This is a genomic window from Mycobacterium mantenii (assembly GCF_001667865.1).
Taxonomy (GTDB): Bacteria; Actinomycetota; Actinomycetes; order Mycobacteriales; family Mycobacteriaceae; genus Mycobacterium; species Mycobacterium mantenii_A.
Window position 1 is genome coordinate 1 of record NZ_LZJP01000042.1, and the last position, 14,384, is coordinate 14,384.

Genomic DNA, 14,384 nt, shown 5'->3' on the forward strand with positions numbered 1-14,384 from the left:
ACAATCAACGACGCCACTCAGCCATCGGAGGTCAACCCCCGGTCAGCCGACTGTCACCAACCTGACTGCCGGGTACAGCTAGCAGCGGCGCCGCGCGCGTTTGGGTGCCCGGGTGCGGCGGGTACGCCGCGTTGAGCGCGGGCAGTCGGAGCCGCCGAAACCGGGCCGTTGCGAGATGCCAGAGCGGAGACGCCGGATCGGCTCGCGCCGACCGAACCGCCCGGGGCCCGACGCCGCAGCGTCAGGTGCCGGAACAACGAACACCATTGGAGGCAGACATGCGTGCCGAGGAAGGCGACGAAACGGTCAAGGACTACGCGAGCGAGGGGCGCGAAGCCCTCGGCCGCATCAAGGCCTCGCAGCACGCGGGCGGCCGCCTGGGCAACATCGCCCGGCGCTTCGCCAGCCTGTGGGGACGAGGACAACGCGGCTCCGAAGACCCCGGGCCTGCCGCGTAAACCCTTCAGCCAAAGTCTAATTCGGTGTCGCGGCGGGTGCGGGATGCCGGTGGGCCCAGGGGCGCGCCTCTTCGAGTTGCGCGGCCAACTGCAGCAGATCGCCGTCTGCGCCCAGCGTCCCGACGAATTGCACACCCAGCGGAAGACCGGCATCCGTCCAGTGCAGCGGCACGCTGATCGCCGGACGGCCGGTGAGGTTGGCCAGCTGCGTGTAGGGCACCCAGCCCAGACTCTCCTGGATGAGGTCATCGAGAATTCCGCTGAGCCCCATCAGTTTTCCGGCTCGCACCTTGCTGATTAGCCGGGCCACCCGCTGCAACACGGCCGACGTCGCGGTGGCGCCGACCGCGAGGGGAGGGGTGGCCAGGGTGGGGGTCAAAAAGAAGTCGTAGCTGTCGTGGAATGTCGCCAGGGATTGGATGTAGGCGTTCCTGTTTTCCAGCGCGGACATCACCGGCAGTGCGCCATTGGACCGGCCGAGTTCGGCGATGGCCAGAGTGTCGGCTTCAAAGTCGCTGTCGCGCGCGCCGGTTCGCTGTCTGATGTCGGCGACCTGCTGGTGCAACTGGGCGAACCAGATGGTCAAAAAGTCCCGCCCCAGCGCGGCGTCGTCGTAGGGCGGCGCGACCTCTTCGACCCGATGGCCCAATTCGGCAAGGAGCGCCGCGGCTTTCTCGACCGCGGCGACGGCCTCGCGGTCCGGCTTCTCGTTAATGGCCGAGCGTGCCGAGTACCCGATTCTCAGCGTCCCCGGACGATGCTTGATTTGTTCGCCAAAGGGCTTGTCGGGCAGTGCAACTCGGTAGGCGGCGCTCGGGTCGGGTCCGACGATCGCGTCGAGCAGTGCCGCGCTGTCGCGCACGGTACGCGAAACCACCCCCTGGGTTGCCATGCCCAGCATCAGTTCACCGCTCTGCGGACCGTAGGGTGCCAATCCCCGGCTGGGCTTGAGGCCGACCAGCCCGTTGCAGGCGGCGGGGATGCGGATCGACCCGCCGCCGTCGTTGGCGCCGGCGGCCGGAACGATGCCCGCCGCCACCGCCGCCCCGGATCCGCCCGACGAGCCGCCGGGCGTGTGCCCGGTGTTCCACGGGTTGCGGGCCGGGCCCCAATAGTCGGGTTCCGTCACGCCCTTGGCCCCGAACTCCGGGGTGTTGGTCTTTCCGAAGATCACCAGGCCCGCGTCGAGGAACCGCTGCGTGACCAGCGCGTGCCGGTCGGCCACGTCATGGGCCAGCGAGCGGGACCCGCACGAGGTCGCAAAGCCGCGGTATTCCTGGCCGAGGTCTTTGAGCAGGAATGGCACACCGGCGAACGGCCCGCTCAGGTTCGGGTCGGCGGCTTGCCGGTCGGCGGCGTCATCGAGGCGGCAGACGATGGCGTTGAGCCGGGGATTCACCGCATCGGCCCGTTGCCGCGCCAATGCGAGAAGTTCCGCCGCAGTCACCTCCTTTCGCTCGACCAGCTCGGCCAAAGCGGTCGCATCCAGCGACATGTACTCGTCGAGGCGCATGCCTTCTCCTTCGCTCCGGTCCGATTCTCGCGGCACCGGCATTGGCCGACGTCCCACTTATTGACGCCGCCGCATGTTGTTGACGTTAAGCCAACGCGACCATTTCGTGGGGGCGCCTTAGTATCACCTGATGCCCACGGCAGCCGAACCGTTCACGATCCAGGGTCCCGGCGGCGTTCAGATCGTCGCCGACCGCCTCGGGGATCCGCACGCGCGCGCCGTGGTCTTCCTGCACGGCGGCGGGCAGACCCGCCGGTCCTGGGGCAAGGCTGCCGCCGCCGTCGCCGCGCGCGGGTGGCAGGCCGTTACCGTCGACCTGCGGGGCCATGGTGAATCGGACTGGTCCGACGACGGCGACTATCGCGTCGTCAGTTTCGCCGCTGATGTTCAAGAGGTGCTGCGCACGCTGCCCCCGCAGCCGGTCCTGGTCGGTGCCTCCCTGGGTGGCTTCACGTCGATGCTGCTCGCCGGGGAGTTGTCCCCGGGCATCGCGAGTGCGGTCGTGTTGGTGGACATCGTGCCGAACATGGACCAGTCCGGGGCGAACCGGATACACGCCTTCATGTCGGACCGGGTGGACTCGGGCTTCAGCTCACTCGACGAGGTTGCCGATGCGATCGCCGAATACAACCCGCACCGGCCGCGACCAACCGATCTGGAAGGCCTGACCACCAACCTGCGTCGCCGTGGCGATCGCTGGTACTGGCATTGGGATCCCCAGTTCATCAGTGGCACTGCGGCTTTCCCGCCCTTTGAGGTCACCGATCCCGATCGGATGCACGCCGCCGTCGCGGCGATCCTGCGCAGCAGGGTGCCCATCTTGCTGATCCGTGGTCAGATGAGCGACCTGGTCAGCCAGGAGCGTGCCGACGAATTCCTTCAGCGTTTCCCGGATGTCGAATTCACCGATGTCCGCGGCGCGGGACACATGGTGGCCGGCGACCGCAACGACATATTCGCCGGCGCCGTGCTGGCCTTCCTCGCCCGGCATGTCGACGCCGGGTGAGCCACGTGCCCGGAACGGATTGGCCGCCACGTCATTTCAGGTTGGCGGCGCTGCTACTATCTGCCGGGCGCAAGCGGATGGAAAGGGACGGCGTGACCAAACCGTTGGTGCGGGGGTTGGGGCTCCTAGGGGCGGTGATCGTGGCCGCGACGACGGTGGCGAAAACCGCTCTGGGTGCGCCGCCCCCGGCTCTGCCGTCGCCGCCGCCGTCGCCGGGGATCGGAGTCGATCATGAATCCGGCAGGTGCACAGCGGGATTCGCCGCGCAGGGTTCCGACGGCAGCTACTACCTGATGACCAGCGGCCACTGCGACGCGCACGATGGTGCCGAATGGACGTACGGCAACGATGCTCCGCTCGGCAGAATCTCGGCCAGCGAGCATGAGGGTGATAAGCGAGACGCCGCGATCATCCGGCTGGACCCGAGTGTCGGCATGCCGGTCGGTGATGTCGGCGGCCGGTATCAGGTTCGGGATGTGTTGAGCCGCCAGCAGATTCAGGTCGGCATGCCGTTCTGCAAGATCGGCGCGGTGACCGGTGAGACGTGCGGTGCCGTCAAGGGCATCAATGGCGACGTCGTCGAAGCCAGCGTGTTCAGCCTGGACGGCGACAGCGGCAGTCCCGGCTTCGTGATGAACCCGGACGGCACCGTCAGCGCGGTCGGGCTGTTGATGTCGTCGCCCGACGGGGATGACTACACGACCTACTTCATGCTGATCAATCCGCTGCTGGGAAAGTGGGGGCTTCACGTCCTTCCATGAGCGGTCACGGCAGCGTGAGCAGGCCATCCGGCGGCACGTAACGTGGCGTTTGCATTTCTCGAGTACCGGGTATCAGGTGGACCGGCCGTAACGCGTCGGCCCGCAGGGACTGAGGTAGTCCACCCGTAACTGACGCGGCCAACGTGAAGAGGCAGCGGAACCAGCGACACGAAGGGGAAGCAGTGAAGCGTGGGATCGTGGTTGGCGTAGCCGGCGTGGCCGTGGTGCTCGCGGCCAGCGCCGGATGTTCGAGCAACAAGTCGAGTACCGGATCGTCGGGCTCGTCGTCTGCGGCGGCGGCAGCGGGTCCGGTGCTCACCGTCGACGGCCAGAACCAAAACATCAGCGGGCAGGTCACCTGCAACGCCGCGGGCGACAACATCACCATCGGCATCGGTGACCCGACCGCCGGATTGGGCGCAGTGGTCAGCAACGGCAACCCGCCGCTGGTGCACTCCGTCGGGCTGGGCACCGTCAACGGGGTCGCACTCGGTTTTTCCGACGCCGCGCCCAACCAGAGCGGCAATGCCGGGGCCGCGGTCAACGGCAAGGTCTGGGCGATCAAGGGCACCGCTACCGGCACCGACATGAGTAACCCGCAGCGACCGCAGCAGGTAACCAAGCCATTCGAGTTGGACGTCACCTGCCCGTAGTGCAGGTGAGATAACTCCCAAGGGGGGGACGCAGCTATGTCTATGAAACGTGTCGTCAGCGCCGCCGCGTTGGCCGCTGGCCTGAGTATCTCCGCGGCGACGCTGGGCGCCGGGTCGGCCTACTCGGCTCCGCTCGACCCGCCGCCGCCGTGCCCGGGCTGCCACGGCGGCGGCGGCGGTGGTGGCGGTGGTGCCCCCGCGCCCGGTGGTGGGGGCGGTGGCGCCCCCGCGCAGGGCGGTGGCGGCGGTGGTACCCCCGCGCAGGGCGGTGGCGGCGGTGGCGCCCCCGCGCCGGGTGGGCACAACAGCCCGCCGCAACAGGGCGGTCAGACGAACCCCCCGCAGGGCGGTCAGACCAACCCGCCGCAGGGTGGCGAGGCCAACCCGCCGCAGGGTGGCGAGAACACGCCGCAGCCCAACCAGCACGGTCAGTACCCGGGCCAGACGGGGCAGAACACTCCGCCCAATGAGCATGGGCAATACCCGCCGCAGACCGGTCAGAACAATCCGCCCAACGAGCACGGTCAAAACCCGCCGCAGGGCGGGCAGACCAATGCGCCGGCCAACACCCAGAACCCGCCGCCGAACAACAGGCAGCGGTATGCGTCGCTGAATCCGCCGGACACTCAGCCTCCGCACCCGGCCTACATTCCGCGCCACGACACGGTCACCGCCAGCGCGCAGATAGGCGGCCCCGCCGGCGATGTCCAATTCAGCATCGTCGGCCACGGCGCGCCGCCGCCGCCGCGCGAGCACGGCTACGGCTGGAACGACGGCCGGGCTCCCGGCCACCCGCCGCCGTACTGGGAGGGCCCGCCACCTCCAGGGGGCTGGGACGGTCCGCCGCCTCCGGGAGGCTGGAACCGGCCGTGGGGCGGACCGCCGCGTGACGTGGCGGCGGCACGGGGCGACTTCGGACCGTTCAACTACAACACCTTCACCGCCATCCCGGTCTACAACTGGCAGTACGGGGGTTGGGGTTACTGGTTCTTCGGGGTTTGGGTGCCCCTGTACTGATTCAGTACCGATCGACCGTCGGTGTCGGCGGGCGCAGCCGTCATTCGGCGCGCCCGCTGAGCCGTCTTCGGGCTTCGTCTCGATCCTGCGGCGGGAGCACCGGCATGGCAGGCTCCGGTAGATGGACGTGAGAGAGAACGTTCGCCGGGCCATCGACGTCATGACGGCCTGGTCGTCCGACAGCGGCCACGAATTCACCTGGAACCGGCTGGTCGAGAACGTGATCGATGACCCCGACGGCGACATCATGCTGTTGATGGGCTTCGTCAATCTCGCCGGCGAGCTGGGCATCAGGCTCGAGAAGGCCACCGGCCAAGATGTGCGATCGCACCTGCAGGACATCGCCCGCAAGTATGTGTGACGTCGCGACGGTCTACTGCGGGTGGGATGCCACGTAATCGGCGGCCGGGATTGGTGACGACGCGTCGTAGCCGATGGGCAGCAGCACGTCGCCGGCCGTCGTGAGGCAATAGACGTCCCACCGGTAGAAGGCGGCGAACGTCGCAGGATCGGCCGCGATCAGCGCGGCGTACTGGTCGACCGCGCGCACATATTCGTTGGCGTGGTTGTAGCCGTAGATGGCGTGATCGCGGTCGTTGGCGAAGCCGTTGGCGGCCAGGTAGCGGCCCGCCGCCAGGATGCTGTCGTGGGGCGAGTGGATGTCACCGCCCTGGCCGTAGCCGGCGAACGTCGAGGGCAGAAACTGCATGGGGCCTTGAGCGCCGGCGGTGCTCGCACCGACGATGCTGCCGAAGCGCGACTCGACGAAGTTGATGGCGGCCAGGTAGTTCCAGCCGACCCCGGATTCCGCCTCCGCCTGGTGGTAGTAGTTCATCAGCTCGTCGGCCGGTGCCGGCGGCTCGATGCGCCATGCCGGCAGGGTTGCCCGCACCTGGGTCAGCGCCGTGAGTTGCCGGCGGGCGTCGACGTTGCGGTCGTAGACATCGGCCAACTCCGGCGGGATGCGCGGGCGTGTGGTGGCATCCCATTCCGGGTGGCGGCCGATGGCGCGGTAGGCCGCCTGCTCGCGATGCGCGGCCGCGGTCAGCGCCGGCTCCGGTGTCCCCGGGTCGCGCAGCGCGCGCTCGTCTGCGACAAGGTCGTCGGCCAACTGCGCGGGGTCCGACGCGAGGCGGGGCTGCGCGCCGCCGGGCGTACCCGCGTCGGCGGGCACCATGCGGGTCGTCGGTGGAGGGGGCGGTGGTGCGGCGGGGCGGGTGGTCGGGCTCGGGCCGGTGGCGGTCGACGGATGCGAGGCCGAACACGCGACGAGCGCGAACATGATCGCGCCGACGACGAGCGGGGCGGTGCGCCGGTTACGGCTCACGGTGATCATTGCCTCGATCCCAACGGTTGGCCTGAAGCGAGTCTGTCGCATCGGACCGCGTGAGTTCAACGAGGTGACGGTCTTTCTCTACGTCGAGTGTTGTGACAATCGCTCGGCGCTCTCAAACTGGTTGATATGCGCGACCGCGAGAAGATCGACTCGGAATTGCGGCTCATCGCGCTGCGGCGTCAAGCGATCCGCGAGCAGGGTGGTCAGCCCTCGTCCCTGGAGGCCGACGCGCTGCTCGACGAAATCTTGGCCCACGGCGCGGGGATGTCCGGTGTCGACGCGGTAGAGGACTGGGAAGCCGAGTTCGCGGCCGCCGCCGCCCCGACGCGGGATGGCGCCACGCGCACCCTCACGCGGCGGCGACGAACGGGTGCTGCGCTGCGGCGCGTGGGCCTCTTCGCGGCGTTGCCGTTATCGCTGGTAGCCGCCGTCGCCGCGGTGGTGGTGATGTTCGCGCTGCACCGGTCCGATACGTCGGCACAACCGGAGGACCCCCCGCCGTCGGCCGCACCCTCCACGCCGGTTGCACCGAAGGCATCCGCTCCGGCAGTCGACGCGGTCGACTCGGCGTTCGTCGCCGCGTTGCGGCGGGAAGGCGTGCCGGTTCCCAGCCAGGAATACGTGACGAACCAAGGGCACGCGGTGTGCGATTTCCTGACGCACCAACCGAGCTTCGCGGACGCGGTCGGGTTTGTGCAGCGGAATTCGATCTGGGACGCGGATCAAAGCGCGAAGGTCACCGCGGGCGCCATCGTGTCATACTGCCCCAAGTCCCGGCCTACGGGTCCGGACCCGATGCAGCCGGATTATCAGAAATCGTTGTCTGATTTGCAGGACATCGAACGGAATCTGCAAGGCATCCAAGGGAAACTGCACGACATTGAAGGCGGCCTGGACGCCATCCCGGGCCATCCCTGATCGGTGACCGTGTCAGCACAAGTGGGGTACCGCAATACTCGTGCCCGCGCCCGGGATCGCGGAAACGATCTAGCCATGAAAACCAAGCTGGCACCGCCGACAGGGGCAACCATGGTCGACGAGTGGGACAACATCGGGGCGGCCTTCCGGGTGTTCGACGGCCCGGAGTGGAGTATCAACCACGCCGGCGACGGGCCACCGGTCGATATCGTGGTCTCCGTCATCGGGCGGCAATACGTTGACGGGCGCGCGGAGTGCCAGGTCGTCATCGACTGTCCCGATACCCCGATCATCGCGCCGGCCGAAGCCCGGAAGCTGGGCAGGGCGTTGATCGCCGCAGCCGACGCCGCTGACGGATGACGTTGCGCGCCGACGCAAAACAGGCTCGTGGAGCCCCCTGCGGCGGCTCTCAGCGGCACCGCTTTCGCCGCAGCTGAAGTGTCGCCTTAACCGAACGAACCTATGCTCCGGGCGTGCGCGACATCGAGGCCATCGACTCCGAGCTACGACTGGTGGTGGCCCTTCGGCGTGCGGCGCGGGTGCGGGGTGGGCCGCTGCCGTCGATAGGCGTGGCGGATTCGCTGCTGGGATGAGCGCCGCGAGTGGTCACTGTGCGCGACAACCGCTTGGGCAGTAATGCCGATAACACAAAGCGGAAGTAACTACAACCTGTTTGTTCAAACTCTGAAGAACTTCATCGCAAAGTGTGACACTGAGCAGATTCCAGACGGTCCGGCGAAGGGAGATGCAGCGCAGTAATCGGGGACCGCTTTGGGGGCATACAAGGAGTCTCAAATGGGATCATTAATCGTCGTGCTGGTTATCCTCCTCATCTTCGTCGGCATCCCGAGCTTTGCCGTCTATCAGTTCCGCAAGCAGCACCAGTTGCGGAAGCTCCAGATCAGAGACCTGAAGGCGCGCGAGCAAGAGCGCCGGCAGGGAAGGGGAGCGGCGTAGTGAGAACACTATTGATCGGCGCGGCGGCTGCCGCAGCCATCGGGTTCACATCGCTCACGATGGGGACCGCCCACGCCGCCCCCGCGTGCTCGGTGCAAGCGCCGAGCTTTTACACCCTTCCCGCCAGCGTCCAGTCCCAGATCGTAGGGGGGTGTCTAGCCTCGGCGCGGGCGGCGGGGGTGCCTGCCGAGCCACCGCCCGGAGTGGTGCCGGTTCTGCCGCCGCAAGGCGCACCAGACCCGCAGTGCGCGCAGTATCACGTGCCCGGCGACATTCAGCGGTGTGAGGACGAGCTGCATGGAGCGCACCAATGAGAATAGTGATTGCCGCCGCCATAGCCCTGGTGCCGTACGCGGTGCTGACGAGCGTCGCCCCCCACGCCAACTCCACCTGCTCGATGGTCCTTGATCCGGTCAGCGGAACCATGAAGCAGATTTGCGAGCAGTACAACGGCCCCCAAGTCGCCAACAGTTCAGTGCCGCCCTGCAAGCAAGGTGGGCAAATCTGCGTCGATTGCACCAGCGCCCTACAGAACGCGGGTGTCACCGACCCGACTGCCTTGATGCAGTCGGGGTACGACTGCGCTAGCCCCGGAGCGAGCCCGCTCATGTCGAGAACGGCCCACTGCCACGTCATGTCGATTGCTACCAACCAAGTGCCCTGCTCCGGGGACATAGTTGCGGACCCGGGCCACCCGGGCAAGGCGATGGTGACGAACGGCGGTTAGGAGACAGGATGACCAAAGCAGTGCTGATCCCCGCCGTCCTGGCGGCGGGGATCGCCTGCGCCCCGGTGGCGCAGGCGAACACGCAGCAGGACCAGATGTTCATCGCCTACCTGGACAGCCATAACGTCAGCCAGCACATCTCCGACATGAACACCGCCATTGCCGCTGGTCACATGGCCTGCCGGGAGCTGGCTCAGGGCAAGGACGAAATCAGCACCGAGCTGGATGTGGCCGGGGCAGTATCCGGCAACGTCAGCCGCGCCGACGCGAGCTGGATCATCGGCGCGGCCAAGCGGGCGTTCTGCCCGTAGGCGGCGGTGGTCATCAACGGTAAGCCTCGAAGTGTCAACTACGTAGGCGCGCCGACTTTCTCAGTATCGACTTGACGACCGCGAGCTTCCCACGCCGCTGCGTCCGCTTCGAGAGCGTGCCCAATATCGCGACGAGTTGACGCGCGGCTGCGGGCTGGACCGCCAAATAAGGATAAAGCGCCGTCTACCCGCGCAAACGCCTGAGCATAGTCGGAGCCCCCTGTCAGGATTGAACTCGCCCGACGGGCCAGCGGGAGAGGGCGAAAACCCCTCCTAGCAGCGAAAGTTCATCACCGGCGATAGCGGGAGATATCTGTAACTGCAGGCAAGTTGGGGGCAATTTGTGGGCAGGGGCGTAGCGGTTCACGCCAGAATCACATCCGACGGACTTCGCTACGTCTTGGGCATGGCGGGCATCGCCGATGCTGGCGCCAGCGTCCGTGTGCACGCGGAGATGGGGGCACGGGGCACTTCTGAGCGGGGCAGTAGCTCGCGGTGCGAAAAGGAAGAAGAGGGCCAGTGCCGCCGCCTGGACAAGCATGATCCGTCAGAACCGCAACGGCAGTGTCACGACCTGTTCGAGATCAGCTAGGCCTCCGGCCCCCGGCCACGATTCAGCGCTCAACTGGGGCGAGCGCGAAGTTGCTCGCCACGTCAGCGCAACCGGCCAGAAAACCCTCTCGATTCGGAACTTTACGTCCCTTCGCGAACGCGACCCGTAGCACTCGTGAGCCAGGGTGCGGCCGTTGGCGGCGGCGCGGTAGTGGCATGTCTCTTGGTGGGACGTGAGCCGCCCGGGTGAAAGCTCCAGGTGAGCATGGCGCTTGCCCGGTGGTGCCGTCAGCGCCACCGCTCGACGATTGCCTGGACTGCGGGGCTGACCTGGCCGCGGCTCACGATCCGAATGTCCAGGCCCGCATGCTCGACAATGGCGAAGGCGCGTTCGATGGCGCTGTCGATCCAGTGGTCTTCATTGCCGAAGGCGCCACCCCCTAACCGGGTCAGCAGAATGGTGTTGGAGCCGCCTTTGCTGGCCTGCTCGGCCGCGGCCAGCAGCGTCGCTTCGTAAGCGGCCTGTAGGACCAACCGCGCGAAGGGCTCCCAGTCACGCGGGGGCTGCGGCGAATAGGCGACCGGAAGCGCCGAGCAGAAGGCCTGCGAGACCCGCCGGCGCGCTCCATCGGTGACCTCGACGTCACGGTGCATTCCGATGGCTAGGTGGCCGCGCAGCGTGTCGACCAGGTCTTCAGGTGCCGTGTTCAGCAGTGCGGTGATCGCCGCGAGACCCTCTCTGCCGCATAGGGCGTATCCGTTCTGCATACGCCACAACCTGCTGACCGGCAGCCCTATCGCGTCCGACAACGCCGCGCCGAGTCCGGCCAGCGCGTCGAGTTGACGCTTACGGGTCTGACCGATCCCGTCGCCGACCGGAACGCGGTAGTTGCGGTAGATCGTTGCCGCGCCGGCGGCCATCGCGCATGCGGGCCCCTGGGTGGGGTCGTAGGCGTAGCGCCCCACCCCTTGCTCGGGAGTGACGTCTTGCGAGGTCATCTCCAGCAGGTTGAATTGCGAGGCGACCTGGAACAGGGCGCCCTCGAAGGCGGGATCGCTATGCAGGGCGCGGACGTCTCCGACCACGATTCCCACCGAACTGCGTTGGTGTCCGGTCGGATTCACCCGCTCACGCAGTTGCGCTAGCGTCGGCAGCGTCAACTCCCCGATGCCGTACCGGTTGCCGTTCACGGCAGACACCAGCTCATCGCCATCGACGAGCAACCGGCGCTGGGTGGCGTCGTAGCCAGCCTCTTCGGTGAATCCCATGAGGTGTTCGAACCAGTCGCCGGAGGTGACCGGGCGTGGCGTTGAACGGTGTCCCGACATGCTCACGCTCCCTTCCGCGCGGCCCGGCGCCGGAGAACGTCGTCCTGTACTTCGGTGTCTGGAACCCGGTGGTCGGCTTTGCGGGTTCCGCACCGCAATTCCTGCATGCGCGCCAACGTGGACTCGTAGTCGAGCCCTTCGTTGTCGATGAGCCAGGCTCCGATTACGGTTCCGGTGCGGCCTTTGCCGCCCCAGCAATGGACGTAGACCACTCGGCCGGCGTCGAGCTCGCCGCGGATGTGCCCGAGGATCCGGTCGTATCCCGCATCGTCGATGATGTACGTGTCGGGGATGGGGCGGCGGCTATGTCTGGGCAACGTGAGACCGCGGGAGTCGGCCTCCGCGCACAGGAGGTGGTGATAGGGCGTCAATCTCTGCCCGCCGCTGGCCCGTTCGCCAACTTCGGTGAGATCCACGAAGGAGTCGACGCCAGCGTCGAGCAGGACCGTCCGCTTGCGGGCGCTTTCGACCGGATCGATCGAACCGGGGTACTCGCCGGCCAGCAGCCGTCCCGGCTGCACCCACCAGGCGTGCAGGATCTGGTCGTGCGGCCAGGACGGGGTGTAAGGGCGCGCGATCTCAGGGACGAGGGTTTCGGGGAGAGTGGGGCCGAATGTCAATGCTGTTGCCTTTCGTTGAATGGGTCGGGTATGCGGTTGTGGATGCGGTCATGCCGACAGGCACACGCTGGGCTTGAGCGAGGCTCGTCTAGGCGTGTTCTTTGGAGCCCTTGATGATCTGCATGACGCGAGGCTGGGACAGCCCGGCCTCCTTGGCGATGGCATAGCTGGACAGGCCAGCGTCTTTGGCCTGGACGATCTTCCCGCTCAGGGTGGTGCGGATGGCCTTGGCCGCGGTCTCTTTGGCGGCCAAATCGGCGGCCAGTTGGGCGATCTCAGCGAGGGACAACTTTGCCAGCACCTCCTCCAGTTGGTCTTGGCTGAAGATGCCCCGCCGATAACATGACAGGGCCATGTCGCGCAGGACCGCCATGGTGAACCGTCGCCGGCCGCTCGTGCCGACGCGGATCGGTTCGATGGCTGAACCGTCCAGGTGGGTGAAGAGCTTTTCGCGCAGTCCCGAGTAGATCCACTGCACGGACTCGCCGAAGAACTGCGCGGCCTCGGTGGTACTGAAGGACTTCTCGGGGACGTCGGCATCGTCGGCCGGCTCATTGGTTGGCCCGGCGGGTGATTCGGGTGACTGTTCAGCGGCTTCGGTCAGTGCCCGTTCGATCTCTTCGCTCAGCGTCACCATGCCGGCGCTGGCGATGGCCGCGTGGTCGAGGGTGTCGACCGCACGGACCTCAGACCGCAAGGCGAAGTCGACCTCGTTGTACCCACCGGTGGTCGGGCACGGCGCTAGTTCGCGGCCCAACAACAGGTCGAGTCCGTGGCGCTGCAGGACCAGGCTCAGGCGGCGTACATGCTGCTCGCGGCAGAGGTCCGGCATGGGGAACGGGACCCAGATGTCGGTGCGGGTGCTGATGGCACTGCGCAGTGCCGTGACCACTTCCTCGACGTCGGTGAGGTCGTGGTGCGAGGCCGCCTCGCCCATGTCGAAGGCGTGGGTCTCGGTGATCGTCGCGCCGTGTTCGGCTGCCTTTTCCGTTAACTTGGCCGCTCGCGTCGCGGTGTCGCGATCGCCGAGGACGATGACGGTCTTGTTGGTGTGGATGGGTTTCGTCATTGCTTACCTCCGGCTTCCGACAAATATTTGTCTGAATGACCATAATAGGTATTTGTCGTTTTGACAAGTATCCCGATACGCTGGGCCCATGAACACGCCACGGCCGGGCGCCCCGGAGGGCTACGACGCTTCGGCCTACCCCTCCTTTGCCGTTACCGTCGACATCGTCATCCTGACCATGCGGGAGGGCCGCCTGCAGGTGCTGCTGGTCCAGCGCGGCGGCGAACCGTATGCCGACGCGTGGGCGCTGCCCGGTGGATTCAAACGGCCCGACGAGACTCTCGACGATGCAGCACGGCGCGAACTGCGCGAAGAGACCACGGTGATCGCACCCAAACACCTGGCGCAGTTCCGTGCCTACGGCGACCCCGGGCGTGACCGGCGCACTAACGTGGTCACGGTGGCCTACCTCGCGGTGACGCCGGACCCTGGCAGCCCGCGGGCCGACACCGATGCCGCCGCTGCCCGGTTCTGGCCGGTCGCCGACGCGCGGAATCTCCCGCTGGCGTTCGACCACCAACGGATCCTCTCCGACGCCCTAGACCGGGCGGCTGAACAACTCGAGCAGACCGGCCTGGCGACGGCGTTCGTCGGCGAGACTTTCGCGCTGTCGGACCTGCAGCGCGTCTACGAGGAGCTGTGGCACGCCGATATCGATCCGGCCAACTTCCGTCGCAGCCTGGCCCCGCCGTCACCGTCGGCCGCTACGCCGGACAGCTACGTCGTGTCGACCGGCCAGCGGGCCAAAGCCAGCCCGCGCGGCGGCCGGCCGCCGGAGTTGTTCCGCGCCGGCGGTGCGTGGCGGACCCAGCCACCGCTGCGGCGCCCGCGCCGGCCCAAGGAGCGCCCCGACGAGGATTGACAGCTCTTCGTAAATGAGGGTGCACCGGTTAATGGGGTTGTTGCGCGACTTGTCCGGGGTTCATCGCGTCGCGCGGTCGACCGGCGGCGAGTGCATGGCCCGACAGACTTTTTCGCCCTTTGACCGGCGGAGTGGGCCGCACTCGTACTTCTCCTGTCGGGATTGAACTTGCCTGACGAGCCAGCAAGGGAGAACGAAGATCCTTCCTAGCAGCGCAAGTTCATTACTGGTGATCATGTGAGATGTCTGTAACTGTGGGCATTTTGCGGGCATGCTCAGCCCGCCTGGCTTCCGC

The 14,384-nt window shown here is 67.2% G+C and carries 16 protein-coding genes; 11 read left to right on the forward strand and 5 right to left on the reverse strand.

The genetic code is table 11. From position 1 onward, the window contains the following. Nucleotides 1-278 precede the first annotated feature (278 nt). Entirely contained in the window at nt 279-458 is a 180-nt protein-coding gene (locus A5688_RS06485; RefSeq protein WP_067828173.1) for a hypothetical protein, read from the forward strand. 16 nt (nt 459-474) lie between these two features. On the opposite strand, the gene A5688_RS06490 is transcribed toward A5688_RS06485, so the two are convergent. Then, the gene (locus A5688_RS06490) at nt 475-1,971 is read right to left on the reverse strand and encodes an amidase (protein WP_067828169.1); all 1,497 of its coding nucleotides are present in this window, start codon (nt 1,969-1,971) and stop codon (nt 475-477) included. 130 nt (nt 1,972-2,101) lie between these two features. On the opposite strand from A5688_RS06490, the gene A5688_RS06495 reads away from it, so the two are divergent. From A5688_RS06495 to A5688_RS06515, 5 genes are all read left to right on the forward strand, one after another. Continuing rightward, nucleotides 2,102-2,977 (forward strand): alpha/beta fold hydrolase, encoded by an 876-nt coding sequence (locus tag A5688_RS06495; RefSeq protein WP_207546616.1) that lies wholly within the window; start codon nt 2,102-2,104, stop codon nt 2,975-2,977. Between the two features lie 77 nt (nt 2,978-3,054). Next, the gene (locus A5688_RS06500; RefSeq protein WP_067913802.1) at nt 3,055-3,738 is read left to right on the forward strand and encodes a S1 family peptidase; all 684 of its coding nucleotides are present in this window, start codon (nt 3,055-3,057) and stop codon (nt 3,736-3,738) included. A 182-nt stretch (nt 3,739-3,920) separates the two neighbouring features. After that, nucleotides 3,921-4,391, forward strand: coding sequence for a lipoprotein LpqH (locus A5688_RS06505; protein WP_067913805.1), 471 nt, complete (start codon nt 3,921-3,923; stop codon nt 4,389-4,391). 42 nt (nt 4,392-4,433) lie between these two features. Next, a complete protein-coding gene (locus A5688_RS27885; protein ID WP_067913808.1) occupies nt 4,434-5,408 on the forward strand; it encodes an MAP_0585 family protein in 975 nt (324 codons plus the stop codon). Nucleotides 5,409-5,529: 121 nt separating this feature from the next. Next, a complete protein-coding gene (locus tag A5688_RS06515) occupies nt 5,530-5,769 on the forward strand; it encodes a hypothetical protein (protein WP_067829598.1) in 240 nt (79 codons plus the stop codon). A 12-nt stretch (nt 5,770-5,781) separates the two neighbouring features. On the opposite strand, the gene A5688_RS06520 is transcribed toward A5688_RS06515, so the two are convergent. Further along, complete coding sequence (locus tag A5688_RS06520) at nt 5,782-6,744, reverse strand: transglycosylase SLT domain-containing protein (protein ID WP_068268093.1); 963 nt, start codon at nt 6,742-6,744, stop codon at nt 5,782-5,784. Nucleotides 6,745-6,870: 126 nt separating this feature from the next. On the opposite strand from A5688_RS06520, the gene A5688_RS06525 reads away from it, so the two are divergent. The 4 genes from A5688_RS06525 (at nt 6,871) to A5688_RS06540 (ending at nt 9,657) form a co-directional block, all read left to right on the forward strand. Continuing rightward, entirely contained in the window at nt 6,871-7,662 is a 792-nt protein-coding gene (locus A5688_RS06525; RefSeq protein ID WP_067829589.1) for a DUF732 domain-containing protein, read from the forward strand. 75 nt (nt 7,663-7,737) lie between these two features. Further along, entirely contained in the window at nt 7,738-8,022 is a 285-nt protein-coding gene (locus A5688_RS06530) for a hypothetical protein (protein WP_067829585.1), read from the forward strand. 435 nt (nt 8,023-8,457) lie between these two features. Further along, a complete protein-coding gene (locus A5688_RS27655) occupies nt 8,458-8,619 on the forward strand; it encodes a hypothetical protein (protein WP_165606888.1) in 162 nt (53 codons plus the stop codon). Nucleotides 8,620-9,354: 735 nt separating this feature from the next. Beyond that, complete coding sequence (locus tag A5688_RS06540; RefSeq protein ID WP_067829574.1) at nt 9,355-9,657, forward strand: DUF732 domain-containing protein; 303 nt, start codon at nt 9,355-9,357, stop codon at nt 9,655-9,657. An 840-nt stretch (nt 9,658-10,497) separates the two neighbouring features. On the opposite strand, the gene A5688_RS06550 is transcribed toward A5688_RS06540, so the two are convergent. The 3 genes from A5688_RS06550 to A5688_RS06560 form a co-directional block, all read right to left on the reverse strand. Then, nucleotides 10,498-11,538, reverse strand: a complete 1,041-nt coding sequence (locus tag A5688_RS06550; RefSeq protein ID WP_067910854.1) for a hypothetical protein — start codon at nt 11,536-11,538, stop codon at nt 10,498-10,500. A gap of 2 nt (nt 11,539-11,540) precedes the next feature. Next, the gene (locus A5688_RS06555; protein WP_242660285.1) at nt 11,541-12,158 is read right to left on the reverse strand and encodes a protein-tyrosine phosphatase family protein; all 618 of its coding nucleotides are present in this window, start codon (nt 12,156-12,158) and stop codon (nt 11,541-11,543) included. 88 nt (nt 12,159-12,246) lie between these two features. Next, entirely contained in the window at nt 12,247-13,227 is a 981-nt protein-coding gene (locus tag A5688_RS06560; protein ID WP_067910851.1) for a hypothetical protein, read from the reverse strand. An 88-nt stretch (nt 13,228-13,315) separates the two neighbouring features. Between A5688_RS06560 and A5688_RS06565 the strand changes: the two genes are divergently transcribed. Then, nucleotides 13,316-14,089, forward strand: coding sequence for an NUDIX hydrolase (locus tag A5688_RS06565; protein ID WP_067910849.1), 774 nt, complete (start codon nt 13,316-13,318; stop codon nt 14,087-14,089). Nucleotides 14,090-14,384 lie beyond the last annotated feature (295 nt).